We start from the raw sequence: 18,479 nt of genomic DNA on the forward strand, positions 1-18,479 counted from the left end.
AACAGATGACCACAACTTTGAAAGCACCAGCCATAGCTTTGCAACAGGAAATAATTGTAACCAACACTTCAAAACTAAAAGTATGAACACACAATTTCCGGATCTGAAAATCCATCATCAGGTATACAAAGAAATTGATGTCAACACGACCTTGAAAGGAACCGCTGCCGGCAAAACAATCTTTATATCCGGAGCCTCCCGCGGAATAGGCCAGGCTACCGCCATTGCCTTTGCCCAGGCCGGTGCCGCCGCCATCTATCTTACAGCAAGATCAGAAGAAGGTCTTCTCGACACCAAAGCCCAGATCTTAAAAGCCAATCCTGACACCCAATGTGCTTACTCACTTTGCGATGTAACAGATGCCACTCAGGTAAAAGCAGCTATTGACCATTGCGTCACAACCTTCGGTAGTATCGATGTTGCGGATGTGAACGCTGGTTACCTGGATAAATGGACTAAAATCGGCGAATCTGATATCTCCAGCTGGTGGTACACCTGGGAAGTGAATATGAAAGGAGCCTACCACGTCGTAAGGTATGTCATTCCCCATTTGATTCAATCCGCTCAAAAAGACGCAAATAGCGGACACCTGGTTCTCTTATCTTCAATTGGTGCACAATTAGTAACACCAGGGGCATCCGACTACCAAACCTCCAAGCACGCTATCAACCGTCTCTGCGAATTCATCCAGGTCGATCACGGGGAAGAAGGTATCAAATGTTTTGCAATTCACCCAGGCGGCGTGCCTACCGATCTTGCTAAGCATATGCCCCAGGAAATTCACCCTCACCTCGTTGACGAACCTGAGTTATCCGCCGGTTTTATAGTCTGGCTTTGTTCTGGCCAGGCCGACTGGGCTACAGGCCGCTATTTGGACAGTACCTGGGATGTAAATGATTTATTACAAATGAAAGACCGGGTTATCGGGGATGACCTGTTTGTAAACCGCTTACGAACATAATATTAAATAATAATATTATTTTTAAGGCTTAATACCTCAATATTGAAGCCGCTTATCTATTCTCTAAAAAGGAAAATCCCATCATTTGGGTACGATTTCTCCTGGTCCTCCTTGTTATTTTTTATGCATGGTCCATTGCCGGAACTCTCCTGATAGTAGTAGATTATGTTCAGTGTAAAAACTGTCATCTTAATCTCTACCTTTTCCTGAAGTTCTTTTCTCTCCTCTACATCCCCATGGCCTTCTACAAACTTTCTAAACCAAAGAAGCTCTGGGGCTGGATCTACATCTATGCTGAACAATTGTTCTCCCTAAGCATTCACTTAGGAACGGCATACACTTACTTTACTAACAACGGCAGCATCAGCGATTTTCTGTTCCCCATTATGATAAGGGGATTCTTTGTGTATAGCTTATGCATAGATCCGCTGGCGGAATATTTCGGGGCCTATATTGGGTATAGACAAATTGCCAGGACAGTCATTTATACCTTTGCCGTGATTTACTTGCTAATCATGTATTTTTTCTGAAAGCACATAAAAAAAGCCGGGGATAAGATCCCCGGCTTTCCTATTATAAACAAAGATTTTAAATCTTCTCCAACCACTCTCTCGCATTCACAAAAGCCTGTAACCACGGGGTCACCTCATCCTTCCTACCCTCCGCATAATGTGCCCAGTTCCACTGGAATATCGACCGCTCTATATGCGGCATCATCACCAAATGCCTGCCCGTCACATCACACAGCATAGCCGCATTAAAACCGGATCCATTCGGATTAGCCGGGTAACCCTCATAACCATACTTACCAACGATATTGTACTTATCCTCTTCATACGGGAAGTCAAATTTGCCCTCTCCATGCGATACCCACACACCTAATGTACTACCCGCAAGACCTGACAACAACACTGATTTATTCTCCTGTATAGTCACCGATGTAAAGATGCTCTCATGTTTATGGCTGTCATTATGCAACATACGTGGCTTTTCACCATGATCCAGGTTGATTAAACCCAGTTCTACAAACAACTGGCAACCATTACAGATCCCCACTGAAAGGGTATCCTTACGGTTAAAGAATTTCTCAATCGCTTCCTTCGCTTTCGGGTTATAGAGGAAAGCTCCTGCCCACCCCTTGGCTGAACCCAATACGTCAGAATTAGAGAAGCCACCTACTGCTCCTAAGAACTGAATATCTTCCAGCGTTTCACGACCTGAAATCAGGTCAGTCATATGCACATCCTTCACATCAAAGCCCGCCATGTACATTGCATTCGCCAACTCTCTCTCAGAGTTACTCCCCTTTTCCCGCAATACTGCCGCCTTAATACGGGGCTTTGTACCGTCAATGACTGGTCTCTTTCCTGTAAAACCGGCCGGGAACGTAAATTTCAGCGGCTGATGCTTATAATTATCAAAACGCTCTTTTGCTTTTACTGCACCACTCTGCTTTTGATCCAACAGGTAAGAAGTCTTCGTCCAAACATCCCGCAGGTGATCGATGTCAAATTTCCAGTCAGCACCAGCATGCTTCACCGTCAATGCAGCTGTACCTGTCACCTGCCCGATCTTATGATAAGCAATACCCGCTTTTTCCAGCACCCCTTCTACCGAAGCATCTGCCTGGAAAACAATCCCATTGTTCTCAGCAAATAAAATCTCTATGATATCCTGCGTACCCAATCCACTCAGATCTATCTCAGCACCCAGGTCACGATCTGCAAAGCAAAGCTCCAGCAGCGTCACTATCAAACCACCACTGCCAATGTCGTGACCAGCCTGGATACTTCCGGCTTTGATCAGCTGCTGCAGGGTATCAAATGCCTGCTTAAAGCCTGCCGCATTCAGCATATCAGGTGTCTGGTCACCAATCTTGTTAACGATCTGCGCAAATGAAGATCCACCTAATTTATAAGTATCACCTGAAAGATTGATGTAATAGATACTACCACCATTCTTACGCAATACAGGTTCTACTACAGCTTTAATATCATCACAATGTCCTGTGGCAGATATGATCACAGTACCCGGAGCAATCACTTCCTTATCAGAATATTTCTGCTTCATGGACAATGAATCCTTCCCGGTAGGAATATTGATGCCTAATGCAATCGCAAAGTCTGAACAAGCCTTTACCGCTTCGTACAATCTTGCATCCTCCCCTTCATTCTTACATGCCCACATCCAGTTAGCCGACAGCGATACACTCCTGATACCCTCCTGCAGCGGTGCCCAAACGATGTTGGACAAGGCTTCTGCTATCGCATTCCGGCTTCCTGCCGCAGGATCGATCAAGGCTGACAGCGGCGCATGCCCGATGGAAGTCGCAATACCATGCTGCCCCTGGAAATCCAAAGCCATTACCCCACAGTTGTTCAACGGCAATTGCAGCGGACCCGCACATTGCTGTTTCGCGACACGGCCACTTACACAGCGGTCCACTTTATTCACCAACCAGTCTTTACTGGCCACGGCTTCCAGTTGCAGTACCTTTTCCAGGTATTGCTGCAATTGTTTTACATCATATGTAACGGGCTGGTAACTTCGCCTGATGGTTTTATCCCGCATGTATACTTTCGGAGAACTGCCAAACATGTCGGCCATGTTCAGGTCCATAGGCTTCAGCCCTGTAGTGGCGGACTTAAACGTAAACCGGTGGTCGCCGGTTACCTGTCCTACTACATACATCGGAGACCGCTCACGCTCTGCAATCCGCTGCATGGTCTCAATGCTTTCCTGGCCAATCACGATCCCCATACGCTCCTGGGATTCGTTGCCAATTATTTCCTTGGCTGAGAGCGTCGGATCGCCTACAGGCAGTTTATCCAGGTCGATCAGACCGCCGGTTTCTTCTACCAGTTCTGACAGACAATTCAGGTGTCCACCCGCACCATGGTCATGTATAGATATAATAGTATTATGATCACTTTCTACCAGGCCACGCACTACATTCGCTACACGCTTCTGCATTTCCGGGTTAGAACGCTGTACAGCGTTCAACTCAATGGCAGAATCAAATGCACCGGTATCTGCAGATGAAACAGCAGCTCCGCCCATACCAATACGGTAATTGTCACCACCCAGGATCACCACCTTGTCATCCACAGATGGTTTCAGTTTAGCAGCCTGGCTAGCCTTGGCATAGCCAATACCACCTGCCTGCATAATCACTTTATCATAACCCAGGGTCACCGCATTCTCTTCATGCTCAAAAGTGAGCAGGGAACCCGTGATCAGGGGCTGCCCAAACTTATTACCAAAATCAGAAGCACCATTCGATGCCTTGATCAGGATATCAACAGGTGCCTGGTACAGCCATTTACGTTCTGCTACATGTTTTTCCCAATCCCTGTCAGCCGTAAGACGGGAAAGCGCCGTCATATACACCGCCGTTCCTGCCAGGGGAATAGAACCCTGACCACCAGCCAGCCTGTCCCTGATCTCCCCACCGGCACCGGTAGCCGCCCCGTTAAAAGGTTCTACCGTAGTCGGGAAGTTATGGGTTTCAGCCTTCAGAGAAATAACGGACTCAAACTCTTTAACTTCATAGAAATCAGGCACATCCGGACGTTTTGGTGCAAATTGCCGCACCATAGGGCCTTTTACAAAAGCCACATTGTCCTTATAAGCAGATACAATACTGTTTGGATTGGTTTCGGATGTTTTGCGGATCAGTTTAAACAGGGACAATGGTTGCTCCTCCCCGTCTATCACAAATTTTCCGTTAAATATTTTATGGCGGCAGTGCTCAGAATTTACCTGCGAAAAGCCAAATACCTCTGAGTCCGTCAGCTTACGCCCCATTTTCAGGGCCAGGTTATTTAAATACTCAACCTCTTCCTCACTCAGTGATAAGCCTTCCTTTTTGTTGTAGGCGGCAATGTCATCAATCTCGATAATTGGTTCCGGTACAATGCTGATCGTAAAAATATCCTGGTTCAGTTCAGCATATTTTTGAGACAGCATCGGGTCGAAATCCGTAAAGTCAGGATTTACCTTGCTGTAAGTTTCGATACGTGCGATCCCGTGAATATCCATATTCTGGGTGATCTCCACCGCATTTGTACTCCAGGGTGTCACCATCGCCGCGCGAGGCCCCACATAATAATCTTTCAGTACTTTTTCCTTGTCTAATTGTGCATTTCCGAACAACCAACAAAGCTTTGAAATATCCTCGTCTGTCAGCTCCTGCGCTTTCTGAACGGCAAAAACCGTATTAAAACTGTTTGAAAAAAAATGGATCATACCTGGTCAATTCTCCGCAAAATTATATTAAAATATGGCAAATACCCTTTCATTTTCAAAAAGCAGTCAAACAACCATCTGTTTTTAATAGTTTAGATCCCCCTTTTAATTCCGGGAAAACAGGTGGAGGCCCCAGGACATAGCAGTCAATATCAAACTATTATTCTAAATTCGTCCCTGAAATCGTTCGGGGATAAATAATAATTCAACCATATGAAACACCTTCAACTTGTATTGGCACTGTTTGCTGTAATTACCTTTTCGTCCTGTTATACAACTACCAGCACTGCTGGTAATAGTGGTAAAGTACCTCCGGGACAAATGAAAAAAGCTACCGGGTCCAAGTCGGCCAGACCTTATGCTCCAGGCCAGAATAAATATTAATTAGCTAAGAACAAAGAGGTTGTATCAAAAGTGAAATCCTGGGCTTTTAATCCGGATCCCTGATGGAGACAATTATATTTTATTTTATTGAATGCTAAAGGCCATTCAATTACTTTTGATACAACCTCCTATTCTGCCCTCCTCAAATTATACAGGCTTTTTTGTTTTAGCTCCCAAATTCCATTACATTAGCCCCACCGCCAATAACATTCTCCTCCATGACACACAGACCCACCATTACCCTTCTCCTCAGCCTCCTGCTCTTGTCACCCAAAGCGCTATCCCAATCCTTACCCGACACCACTATCGCCCGGATAGATCAACTCCTTTCCAAATGGAACACCAGCTCCGCTCCCGGTTGCGCGGCAGGCATCATTCGCGATACCCAATTGATTTACGCCAAAGGCTTTGGCCTGGCCAACCTGGAAACCAACACCCCGATTACTCCATCCACGGTATTCTACATGTGCTCCGTCTCCAAACAATTTACCGGCTATGCCATCGCTATGCTGGTAAATGAAGGCAGGATCAACCTGGATGAAAAGATCCAAACTTATCTACCCTGGCTCAGTGACTTCGGGGGCCAACAAATCAGTGTCCGCCACCTCCTTCATCATACCAGCGGCATCCGCGATGATATCTGGCTTTCTGACATCTATGGTTTAGGCCTCAATGGCATGCTTACCGAAGATCAGGCCATTCGACTGCTTCAAAAACAACGCACGCTGAATTTCACACCCGGAGAGAAATTCTCCTATTCAAACAGTAACTATGTCCTCCTCGCTGAGATCATCAAAGCCGTCACCGGGAAAACCCTGGCCGCCTATGCAGACTCCGCGATCTTTAAACCACTGGGCATGAATGCTACTGCATTTGTGGACGATCCTGCTACCTTAATCCCAAACAGGGCATTGTCTTACGAAAATGGTAAGAACGCCCTTCAAAACGTTTATACACTTGGTGACGGCGGCCTCTTTACCAGTGTCAATGACATGGCCAGATGGGCAGCTAATTTTCTGCAGTCACATCCCAGGGCTGGTACCACGCAGGATATCACGCTGATGACTACTCCCGGAAAACTGAATGATAGCTCAAACATCACCTATGCCATGGGAATAGACATCCTGCCCGATCGCCGTAACCAAAGATTCATTCACAACGGTGGCCTGGCAGGTTATAGAACGCTCATCATGATCTATCCCGAATACAAGCTTGGCTTCTTCATCTTCGGCAATGGCGGCGATGGAGACATATCCAACAAACTAAACCAGTTAGCTGCCCTGCTCATACCAGATCATAGTGAAAAGAAAGATGCACCTGAATACCCGACCATTCAGATTAAACACCCGGACCAACTAAGTAAACTAAGTGGCACCTATGTAGCCGCCAATGGTTACAAAGTCACCATCACATATAAAGACGAAAAACTCTACTTAAACGGGAGTGCAGAATTGGCACCGGAAGCCGAAAACATCTTCCACCTGGTCGCCCGCCCTGCCGTTAAATATACTTTCACCAACCATAGCGTGAGCTTAGTAAGTCCCGTACTGACTCAAGCACTTGAATCAGAGAAAATAAAAGAGGTAGCCCTCAGCCCTACCCTGCTCGCTAAATACACCGGCAGGTATTGGTCAGACGAGGTGGAGGCCTGGTTTATTATCTCCCTCAGGAATGATAAACTATGGATCCACGATAAGTACCATGAGCCGGTAGAAATAACCCTGGCAGGTACAGAACACCTGTTTACAGGATACGACTTCCTGGCCCACCTGATGGCACTCCGTGATAAAAACGGCGTAATCAAAGGCCTTGAGCTGCACAGTGGCAACAACGCGAATTTGAATTTTTATAAAACCAAAATGTAAAAACTATGAATCCAGACCCAATCACATTGCTCCAGATTTTAGCAAGCGGAGAACCAGCTCCTATCCTGATCGGCGGCGTTTTAATCGGAGGATGATAAACGTAGCGAATTAATTGAAGAGGTTGTATCAAAAGTAACCTGGTGGCATGTAGAATTTAATGAAAGAAAATACCCTCCACCAGGGTTCCGGGTTAATCCCCGGAAATTTTACTTTTAATACAACCTCTTTCATTTGCCGGTGCCTGCAATTTTAACATTCCTTATACAATCTGAAGATTATATTGCTACACTACCCGGCAACTTCCATACCTGAAAACTGTACCTATCATATGCATATAAGAATTGCTGTCCTGGCCTTGTTCATTTCTTCAATAACAAGTATTAAAGCCCTGGCCCAGCATAAGTACACCATCAGCGGCATCATTCGTGATAAGACCACAGGTGAAACCCTGATCGGCGCTTCCATACATGTCCTGACACAATCAAAGTACAGCAGCACCAGCAACAACTATGGATTCTATACGATCGTGGTGCCTGAAGGTGCCTATACCCTGGTGATTAGTTACACAGGATACCAGCAGGATACCTTATCCATTACACTAAACAAAGATCTCGTTCGCAACATCTCCCTGAATCCCTCCAGCGGCATGCTTTCGGAAGTGGTGATTACATCTCAGTCCTCAAAAAACAGGTTGTCGACCGCCCAGATGGGTACCGAAAAACTCAGCACTGCGGAAATTGCAAATGTGCCGGTATTCCTCGGAGAAAAGGATATCATCAAAACCATCCAGTTACTCCCCGGTGTTAAAACCACCGGCGAAGGCAGCGGTGGCTTCTATGTACGTGGTGGCAACATTGACGAAAACCTGTTGCTGCTCGATGAAGTGCCTGTATATAATGCCACTCACCTCTTAGGATTCTTCTCAACTTTTAACTCGGATGCCATCAAAGACCTTACAATCTATAAAGGGGCAATGCCCTCACAATTCGGTGGTCGTCTTTCTTCTGTAGTAGATATCAGGACCAGAGACGGCAACAACCAGGAATTTCATGGTAGCGGTGGCCTCGGCCTCATCGCCTCTCACTTAAACCTGGAAGGTCCCATCGTTAAAGACAAATCCTCATTTATGATCAGCGCCCGCCGCAGCTATGCGGATATATTTTTAAAACTTTCTTCCAGCGAAGATGTCAAAAATTCCAACCTTTATTTCTACGATGTCAACGCGAAGCTCAGTTATAACCTGGATGATCACAACCGCATTTTTCTTTCATTTTACAATGGAAGAGATAACCTGAAAATATCAGATGACTTTGCATTATACTATGGTAATACAACCGGTACTTTCCGCTTGAATCACAATTTCAACAGTCATTTGTTTTCCAACACCACGCTCTCCTATAGCGATTATAATCACCACATAGAGATCGCGGACAATGCCAGTAATACAAAGATGGAGTCTACCATCAGGGACTTTACCCTCAAGGAAGACTTTACCTACTTCATGTCCAACGATGACAGGATAAACTTCGGTATTACATCCACCCACCATACACTCAACCCCGGTTTGGTAGATGCCAGCAAGAATTCCGCTTACAATTCCCAGATCCTGGATAAGAAATATGCACTGGAAAGCGCAGCCTATATCAACCATGAATTTAGTCTCAGCAGGTTAAAAATTAACTATGGTCTGCGTTTATCTGTCTTTAATGTATTCGGTCCTGGCGAATACTATAATTACAATGAGGAAGGGGATCCTGTTGATTCTACAAGCTATAAAACCGCAGAACTGGTAAACACCTATATCAACCTGGAACCCCGTGCATCAGCAAGTTACCAGCTGGACAGCATCAGTTCTCTGAAAATTGCCTATTCCCGCAACACGCAAAATATACACCTGATCACGAACTCTGCTTCTACGCAACCAACTGATCTCTGGATCCTGAGTAGCCCCAATGTACAACCGGAAATAGCCGACCAGGTCTCACTGGGCTACTACCGTGATCTTAGCCAGGGGCGTTATGAGTTTTCATCAGAAATTTACTATAAACAATTACAGCACCAGATTGATTTCAAAGACGGGGCAGCTTTATCAATCAATAATTATGTAGAGTCTCAACTGTTGTATGGAAAAGGCAGGGCTTATGGCCTGGAACTTTTCCTGAAGAAAAAAACAGGCAGACTTACAGGCTGGGTAAGCTACACACTATCACGTACGGAGCGCCAGATAGATAAAATCAATGGAGGGGACTGGTATCCTGCACACCAGGACCAAACGCATAATCTTGCCATCGTATCCATGTACCAGTTGAATAAGAAGGTGACCCTTTCGGCTAATTGGGTGTACAATACAGGCAACGCGGTGACTTACCCAAGTGGAAAGTATGAAATCAATGGGGCCACAGTATTTCTGTATACAGAGAGAAACGGGTACCGCATGCCGGCTTATCATCGCTTAGATGTAGGCGTTACAATAGCAGGCAGGAAGGGTAAAAAATGGAATAGCGATTGGAATTTCTCTGTATATAATGCTTATGGAAAACAAAATCCGTATTTTATAGAATTCAAGAATGATCCGGCCAACAGTAATCGTACCATTGCTCAGCAGACAGCTCTTTTCCGCTGGGTACCTTCTATCACCTATAATTTTGCATTCTAGTATGAAACCGATCTTTACATGTGTGCTCATGATCCTGTTCCTGTCTGCCTGTACAAAGACGCTGGATGTAAATCTTCGTTCTACTGAGCCCAAAATAGTGATCCAGGGGGTGGTGAGCAATTCGGTCACGCCCTATTATATCAGGATAAATAAGACAGTTGATTTTGATGCAAATAATGAATATCCACCTGTGGTCAATGCTACGGTGACTGTGCTGGACAGTACTGCCGACAGGTTGTATCATTATACCTATACCGGCGCAGATGGTTATTATGCGTCTAATAATCTCTATGGACAGGTGGGCCATACTTACATCCTAACGGTGAAGGTGGATGGAGAGGAATATACAGCCAGGTCTACTATGCCGCCTTTTGTAGGCATCCAACAGCTGGATTTCGTACAAACCAGGATCCTCAACCAGGTAAGGATCCTGCCACAGGTCACCTTTTCGGACCCCGCATATGAGACGAATTATTACGTATTTACCTTGCTGGTGAATAATGTACCCTATAAGGCATTTTATGCACTGGATGACAGGCTGACGGATGGAAATATGATAGCGCAAGAGCTGTATATGGATAGTGCGTATATCAGGAAGAGAGATTATGTGACGGTGGTACTGGCGAGTGTTGACAGGAACGTGTACAATTATTTCAATGTGCTGCAGGCGAATAGCGGGGCTTCTGCCACCACCCCATCGAACCCGCCTTCTAATATTTCAAATGGTGCCTATGGATATTTTGGAGCCGAGGCAATTGATATCGTTTCTCAAACTTACCAATAACGCTGAATGATGGAATTAAAAAGTCTTCTTTTATTAGCTTGTATAGCGATATCGATCAGCCTGAAGGCTGATGTGGCCCCGGAGTTGGTGATTGAAAGAAGAGGACAAAAATTAACGATTTCAAGATAAATTCACCTGGTGCAGCCCGCCGGAGCACCGCTCCGGCCCAGATCCCCACACCGGCCCCAGATCCCTTCACACCAAACCATCCTCCCTCAATCGCTCAAACGCTATCAACACCCCAGGTACCTGCGCCTCCTCCCTACTATACATCTCCATATCAAAATACCTCACTTCCCCGATCTCCGCCGATGGCACCACCTCCTGCCTCAATTCATGCAAAAAACAATCCTGCTCCATCATCAAATCCACCTCCCCAAACGCCGGTGCCGTAATATGATAATACCACACCAACTCCTCCTCCGGGATCAATATATTCAACTCCTCCTGCACCTCTCTCCGCACCGCCGCTAACGCCGTCTCCCCCGCATCTATCTTCCCGCCAGGCAAATACCACGCCCGTTTATTCTTACTAAAAGCCAATAATAATTTCCTGTCTTTTACTACGATCAATCCTGCTGTATGTAAACGCTTCATCCCACAAAAATAAAAAAAGATCATTAGCATTTCCCCAAAAACGCTCTCAAATACAATACCGCTGCCCTTCGGTCAGCATTCAATTTCTTCAATGCCAGGCCTTTCAATTCTTTTTTGCATATCTATACAGAGAAAACCCAATCCCCGCAATACAGGCTGCAAACACTAATCGAATAAAAGGAAAATTCTCAAAACCACTGAATTGTAAATCCCTCTATAAACCCCGCAATTTCTATACTCATCGATCCACCACCCACCGCAATTAGCAACAAACCGATCACCCTGACAATCTTTACCCAGAATAGATTTTTCATAACGCTTTATTTTATCATTGCATTCTCTGAAACTCTCTGGTACCTGCAATTATATCATGCACATGCGCCCCATACAAATACATCAACAAAAAATCAAGTGGAAATAAAAAGACGGAAAACATCCGCATTGCACACCTGCTCAATACCTGCTGGATATTCATTTTAATTCGCTCCTTATCTAAAACAACTATTTTATAATACCGCTTCCCAAACGTCGCCGCTGATGGCGTGAAGTCCATTATTCCACAATAAAAAATGTAAACCAGCGGCATCAACCACAAAATAACGCTCAACGAATATGCCTTTCCATTCCAAATAAAATGGATTCCATAGAACAGGATACTACATCCAAACACTATCATAAAATCAATCAGGAATGCGTACCATTGCTTTACTAACAACGGCTTTTCAAACAATCCATTATCCAGGTCTATCCCGGCTGCTGCAAAGGTCTTCTTCAACTTTATGCTTAACACATTTCCAAACCTGTAATACTGCTTTTTCATCTCCTGGAACTGAAACTCCCCATGCTCATTGATAAATAAGATCCCACTAAAGCGATCCGCACTTCCACTCACCTGCACAAGCGGCATTTCCTTCTTCGTAATCCCGCTTAACAAACTCAAAAAGCTGTCTACATCCTTCTGCCTTACTGGCAATATGTACACCAGCTTACGAGGATCTATTTCCCTCCACACCATTTCAAGCTCATACCTGAAACCTTCCTGCTTCTTCTCATCATTCAATGCGTGCCCACGCAACACTATCAATTTTGCACGATTACACAAAGCTAAAATTTGCTCTCTCCAATCATCGCCAAAGTAAAACCGCAACGCACCTAATGGTGGTAATTTCTCCCTGGGTCTCCCTATACAAATAAAGGGCCCTGCATATTTAAAGATGCCTGCCAGGTGCTCCTCCTCCGTTTTTAAATCCTGCGGTACAGGAGATACGATCAATCCCAATACAATCAATATCCAATGTAATAAAGGCTTCCCGCTTTTCCGCTCGTCTTCAAACGCCCGTAAATAAAGGATCGGTGCCCGCATATCAATACTCATTTCCTTCGCGGCTATCGCTTTCATCCAGCGCCTCGCCCTTCGCCACAAAAAGATACCGGTGCCCGCAAGACATGCACCGTAAAAAACAAATGAAAGAGGATACTCCTTAGGAGCCTTCACTGCCATCCTAATAAATACGCCTCCCAATATCAGCATCACGATGCCTGACAACCTGATTAATTTTGCAATAAAACTCATTGTTTAAATTTCCTTTAATAAGCGCCCCCTCAACTGCACAATACTCCTCTTCAGCCCCTCCAGCTGCTTCACCACATTCCCCTTCTTCCCCTTCGTATACTCAATCACAAAAGCCACCGCATCCACCAAAAAATCCAGGTGCTCTATCTCCGCCATCCGCCTTCCTTTCGATCCCGCCTTCGCCCAGCGCTTCAAATAAGCTTCCAACACTTCATTGAACAACCTGTCTCCCTCTGCCTCGGTATAACTCACAAACAATATGCACAAATGCAAATTCGCGATCCCTACAAACTTCCAGTAATCCCCATCATTCGCCTGCGTATTCACCATCGACAACCGCTCTTTCAAACCCGCCACCAAACATTCCTTATCCGATGGCAACACCAACTCCCAGGCCCCTCTTTCAAACACTATCTTCTCCCCCCACTTATACTCTCCCAACAAAATCAAAATATAAAACAGCGTATGATAACTTACATATGTATACGTCTCATAGTTATTGTTCGCCATCCCATCCGCCTTGAAATAATGCAGACCTGCTTCCTTATATGCCACCACCTTCTTATCATACACATGCGTCACCATGGACTTCCGCTTGTTCGCACTCCCGATCAATGCATACCGATGCCCCGTCTCTCCCAGGGTCAGCAGACTTTTCACATCCCTGATGATATGGTCCAGCTCTTTTGCACACGCCGCCGAAGGCGCATTACCATAATCCAGTAATAATTGTTTGCTCCTCACATTACAATACCGCTCCATCCCTTCAAACGACAATGACCCATGCTTCAGCTCCTTTATAGCTTCAAACTTAACCACCGCCATCCCATAGTCATACAACTCCGCATACGCCATTGCCTCCAGCTCCGTAATCATCGCCGTCCGCAGGTCTGCCTTATCTACCGCCGCCCCAATCGCATCCAGTCTCGCCAGGTAGTCTACCTCTGTATAATCCCCGTTCTCCATATCATTCAGCATATTCCGCAATACCAGCTCCGCCTCCTGTGCTATCAAAAACTCATAATGCACTTCCGTCTCCTTCTCTGCCCGGATACGCAACCTGTAAAAAGGATCTCCATAACACTGATATGCCCCCCATGTATTACTCCGGTGGTGAAAATTATTATAAATCAGCTCTCTGGCCTTTCTGACGGCCTCTCCAAAGGTATCTCCCGCAAACATCCGCTCATAAAACTCCTTCGTAAAGGCTGCCGCCGCCTCATCGTCCACCGCCCATCCTGCCACTATCGCCACCTTCACCCCATTCTCTATCATCTGTGTACCCAGGTTCGCCGCCAGCTTATACCGCTGCCTGAAAAAACGATCATCCACCCCATTCATCTTACCCAGGTAACAACAATTGATAAACACCAGTTCCGGTACTCCACTCATCTGCTGGATATCAAAAGTCGTCAGGTAGACCTCCTTGCCAATCACCATACCCGAACTCTGCGGACATGCCGGATCATACATGCCATGTCCCGCCAGGTGCAGGATCTTATAATCGTCTTTAAAAAGCGTTTCAATGATAGTCGCCGCATTTCCATTCTCCACATGCAAGGTCTCAAAATTATTGTCCACCAGGATCTGCGCTACATGCTGCCCCTCCGCCAAAGCACCAGGTAATGGCGCCAGGTATCCACCCAAATCTGGCGCTGAAATGACACACGCTGTATCCTTTACTACATTATTAATCTTCACCCTGTAATCTTCTGTTGCCAACTGCCGGATCATGCCCGCATTGATACAAAAAGGCCGCGCATCCGAAACACTGTCCTGCAGCAATTCCCATGGATACCCCGCCGTAAATTTATCCAGGATCCAGTTGATGTTCCACTGCTTCTTCAATTGCTCTTTGAAATCATTGGGTATCAATAACTCAAAAACCGTCTTCGCTAAGGATGACTTCCATTGATTATGCGTAGAGATCTCTTCCAACAATTTCTCTATGATCTCATTGCTGGTATACAACTCACGCTGCTCCTCCCTGGCCCCACCCGTTGACGCACTAAAACTCAGGTGCCTGATCTTTTCATTTGCTACCAGTCTCACTGTAATACGATTCCACCACTCATCCACTGTTTCTACAGGTAGCCGTAAGCGTGAGCCCAGTGTTTTATTGATCTTCCGGCTTACGTCTATATTGATTGTCTTACTTTCCTCCTTCTGGATATTGTTCAGGTTATAAAATCCATTTAATGCGCGATCTTCGTATTGCTCTAAGAACTCCACCTTTTCAATCAGCTTTGCATCGCCGTTAAACAGCTGCCTGACCTTGGTATTGGCATTCGTCACCGCCTGCAAAATGGCACGTATAGAATTGCCAACCGTGAGCCCGCCATAACCACAACCAATGATCAATGATGAAATACCATTTAAGTTGGGCTGCGATGCATAATTTTTCAGCGGCAACTTACTATTCAGGTTAATCAGGTACTTTGAAATACCCTGCTCTACGGTTTGCGTAAGTTGAAAAGCTGTAAGTCCGCCAAACTTTCCGAGGCCGACAATGATCGCACCTTTAAAATCTTCCTGCCCGGATACCAGTACCTCTGTGGTACCGATCTCCCCCGGGTACAAGCCTAATTTATGCCTTTGCACCAGCGCACCTTTCAGGTTGATGTCAATCGCATTCTCTGCATTGAGAATCCCGTCTCCGTCAAAATGCCCGGCCAGTAATGGATATTGCGCATATTTCAAATCCCCCTGGGTCACCGTTACCTGTAATGGATTTTCATTGCTCCGGATGGTGTCAGTTGTGTCCAATCCAAGTAATGTCTTAAACACACCTTTCTCCGAAGTATCAAAATCACTGAACTCAGACACGGTACCAGCAGTTACACCCCTCACCACCGGTCTGTTCCGGCTCAGCAAATTGGTATACCCATGTTCCAGGATGTCCGCTATCCCGCTGAATAAAGAGTGATCGTTCGCCAGCTCACCATGGACAACATTTACATAATACACCGCATTCAGGGCAATCATTCTCTGTGGAATTCCACTCTCCCATGTCACACTCTGATCACCAGGTTTATTCGCCAGGAAAACCAGTTCCGGCCCCCTGTTTTTCTGCTCAATACGATAGTCTGAAGTGGTCTCCTTATGTCTGCCCGCGATGTATACAATGTTGCTATAATCGATTCCTTCCATATTGTCCAGCACCTTATCCCGGTATTCGCCAAAGGCTTTCAGATCGACCTCTGTTGGCAATGGCCAGCTTTCATTACCCAGGGCATTCCGCATGGCCTTCCAGGTGCTGATATCTGCAAAGTCGTAAGGAGTGGCCCTGGACAAGGGCAATAGGCTCAGGATACCCGGGAAACGGGCAAACATCGCCACCAGATCCTTCTTGCTGTTAAAGTGGTCGATCATTTTCAATTTCCGGATGATGGGGTCCATACCAAAAAGTACCGCCGGAATACGGAAAGAACCACCTAAAGGCGCCCCTAAAAAAATCAGCCTGAATTTGGGAGATGCATTGAGCTTTGCCCATACCTCGGGATGATAAAGGATAAAGTCCCTCGTCAATACGCCCCCCATTGAATGGGCAACGATTTTGACAGGCTGCCTGTAAGCCAGTAATGCTTCGATCTTATCTTTCAGCAATGCTGCCGTATCCTTCAATGAACGCCGCCAGTCATATGCAAAGGTGACTACATCATGAGTAGCTGCAAAAGCAAGACAGATTTCCTTATAGGAAGTCGCAATCAGGCCCGGAGCAGTGATACCACTTTTATCAATACTCATGTGCGTGAGCTGCCCTTTCAGGAACCGCCAATATTGAATCCAGAGTGCTTGCCCGTTTTCATGCAGGGTGGAACCCATGATACCTGGTATCAGCAACAGAATAGGCTTGCTGCCTGATACGTTGCTATATGCCACTTCACCACCGTCCAGGTTGAATACTGCCTGCCTGTCCTGGTAGGCCATCTCCTCGGTCCAGGTACTAAAGCCCGGTATGGTCATATTTTCCCTGGCCTGCAAAGCGTACAGTATAGCCTTGTTGGTATTGCTATTACAGAAGTATTCGAAGTGGTCAATATCCGTTCCTTCATAAAAGAAGAATTGCAGGGGATTCGCACGCTTTGCACCCAGGTACATAGAACTTGTATCTACCACCAGGTCATTTTTACCTGCATAAAAGAACTTGCTGGCCAGGATGAGCAGCCCTTTCAAATTCACCTTCGACCTGCTGTTTCCTGCTATGACGGCAAGTTGTTGGGAGATCACTGTTTTGGTGTCCCGGCTGTTGAGTACAGTGATAAATGCCGACTCTGGATTCATGGCCTCAATACCCGGCAACACGTCTATATTGTTCTTGGTATCTACGACCGCAGCAATCAGGTTCTTGATAGCCACTACCACCGGGTTGGCAGCGATCCCTGTGCTATAGGCAATGAGGTTATAACTGATATTGAGAAAATATTCAAGTCTTTTAGATGCCAGCGTAGTACCATGCGCCGGACAGGCAATGCGGATAAATTTTTTGATAGTGATCCGCTTGTTCTTCAAAGATGCTTTGATCGCCTTGATGCTCTCTACATCCTTAGTATGCCCGTTTTTTTGCAGCGAATCGATTTCCTGGTCAGAGAAACCATTGTACAATTCATTATCTGTACAAAACCGGGAAAGAATGTCTCCCAGTAAACCACCACGGGAATGACTGATGATATGCAGCGTTGCCTCCTGCGGTAATAGCTTCGCTAATAGCGCAATATTTTCAAGCGGACTTTCCGTCAATGAACGGTGCTGAAAACCTAAGATATTGGAACCATAGGTTTGTACAATATGATTCCAGGCAGGCGTATTCAGTAATTTATCAAAAGACCCATTGGTAGAAGAACAGGTACCATGCAGGAATAAGAGATAAGGCTTATCTGTTTGCGTACCGGTAAATTTTCGAAGTTTAAATTCCCTGTCTACCCGGTAAAGATCCGGTGCCATCTCCAGCGCCTTGTTTTCCAGATCCTCAGCAAGTTGCCTGACCGTATAATTAACTGCCTTCTTAACAAAAATATTCAAAAACTTAAGCGCAATATCTGTCACCACACCCCGTTCAGTCTCCCCACCACGAAGCGTAAGCGGAATTTCCAGGGTCTCCGGATCCGCATTCCCCCGGAGCACCACCTCCGGAAATATTTCTTCCAGCGAGTCTGCATTGCCCATCCAGGTGGTGCCATCATCAAAGATTAATTCTACCAGGTTATTCCCGCTCAGGGTAATTTCGCGGGCAACAGAAAACCCTCTCACTGGCCCGTTCAGACTATAACTTTCAGTCAATTGCAGCAGGGAACCAGCGGGTTCAATATTCGCGGTAAGGGGAAGAGGTTCGCCTTTGACTTTGATTTTGGAGATGCTCATGTGGTGTGTATATTGATAGTATAATTGCAATAATAATATCGGGGTAATAT

10 protein-coding genes are annotated in these 18,479 nt (G+C 45.8%); 5 read left to right on the plus strand and 5 right to left on the minus strand.

The window, feature by feature from the left end:
- The first annotated feature begins 82 nt into the window (after window positions 1–82).
- A complete protein-coding gene (locus DXN04_RS28365) occupies window positions 83–961 on the plus strand; it encodes an SDR family NAD(P)-dependent oxidoreductase (RefSeq protein WP_199415155.1) in 879 nt (292 codons plus the stop codon).
- A 588-nt stretch (window positions 962–1,549) separates the two neighbouring features.
- Here DXN04_RS28365 and purL read toward each other — a convergent pair.
- Window positions 1,550–5,209 (minus strand): phosphoribosylformylglycinamidine synthase, encoded by a 3,660-nt coding sequence (purL, locus tag DXN04_RS28375; protein WP_116856792.1) that lies wholly within the window; start codon window positions 5,207–5,209, stop codon window positions 1,550–1,552.
- Between the two features lie 213 nt (window positions 5,210–5,422).
- Here purL and DXN04_RS35285 point away from each other — a divergent pair, with 213 nt between their 5' ends.
- The 4 genes from DXN04_RS35285 to DXN04_RS28390 all read left to right on the plus strand — a co-directional run bounded on the left by DXN04_RS35285 (window position 5,423) and on the right by DXN04_RS28390 (window position 10,898).
- Entirely contained in the window at window positions 5,423–5,593 is a 171-nt protein-coding gene (locus tag DXN04_RS35285) for a hypothetical protein (RefSeq protein ID WP_199415156.1), read from the plus strand.
- 218 nt (window positions 5,594–5,811) lie between these two features.
- Complete coding sequence (locus tag DXN04_RS28380) at window positions 5,812–7,458, plus strand: serine hydrolase domain-containing protein (protein WP_116856793.1); 1,647 nt, start codon at window positions 5,812–5,814, stop codon at window positions 7,456–7,458.
- Between the two features lie 328 nt (window positions 7,459–7,786).
- Window positions 7,787–10,114 (plus strand): TonB-dependent receptor, encoded by a 2,328-nt coding sequence (locus tag DXN04_RS28385; protein ID WP_116856852.1) that lies wholly within the window; start codon window positions 7,787–7,789, stop codon window positions 10,112–10,114.
- Between the two features lies 1 nt (window position 10,115).
- Entirely contained in the window at window positions 10,116–10,898 is a 783-nt protein-coding gene (locus DXN04_RS28390) for a DUF4249 family protein (protein ID WP_158569200.1), read from the plus strand.
- A 195-nt stretch (window positions 10,899–11,093) separates the two neighbouring features.
- Here the strand turns inward: DXN04_RS28390 and DXN04_RS28395 are convergent, their stop codons facing one another.
- The 4 genes from DXN04_RS28395 to DXN04_RS28405 all read right to left on the minus strand — a co-directional run bounded on the left by DXN04_RS28395 (window position 11,094) and on the right by DXN04_RS28405 (window position 18,429).
- Window positions 11,094–11,495 carry an NUDIX hydrolase gene (locus DXN04_RS28395; protein WP_116856853.1) on the minus strand — a complete coding sequence of 134 codons (402 nt, stop codon included), beginning with the start codon at window positions 11,493–11,495 and terminating at the stop codon, window positions 11,094–11,096.
- 188 nt (window positions 11,496–11,683) lie between these two features.
- The gene (locus DXN04_RS35660; RefSeq protein WP_262512545.1) at window positions 11,684–11,809 is read right to left on the minus strand and encodes a hypothetical protein; all 126 of its coding nucleotides are present in this window, start codon (window positions 11,807–11,809) and stop codon (window positions 11,684–11,686) included.
- 14 nt (window positions 11,810–11,823) lie between these two features.
- Window positions 11,824–13,068, minus strand: a complete 1,245-nt coding sequence (locus tag DXN04_RS28400) for an RDD family protein (RefSeq protein ID WP_116856795.1) — start codon at window positions 13,066–13,068, stop codon at window positions 11,824–11,826.
- A 3-nt stretch (window positions 13,069–13,071) separates the two neighbouring features.
- Window positions 13,072–18,429 carry a DUF7379 domain-containing protein gene (locus DXN04_RS28405; RefSeq protein ID WP_116856796.1) on the minus strand — a complete coding sequence of 1,786 codons (5,358 nt, stop codon included), beginning with the start codon at window positions 18,427–18,429 and terminating at the stop codon, window positions 13,072–13,074.
- Window positions 18,430–18,479: the final 50 nt, after the last annotated feature.

The sequence above is a fragment of the Chitinophaga silvisoli genome, from assembly GCF_003412465.1.
GTDB lineage: Bacteria > Bacteroidota > Bacteroidia > Chitinophagales > Chitinophagaceae > Chitinophaga > Chitinophaga silvisoli.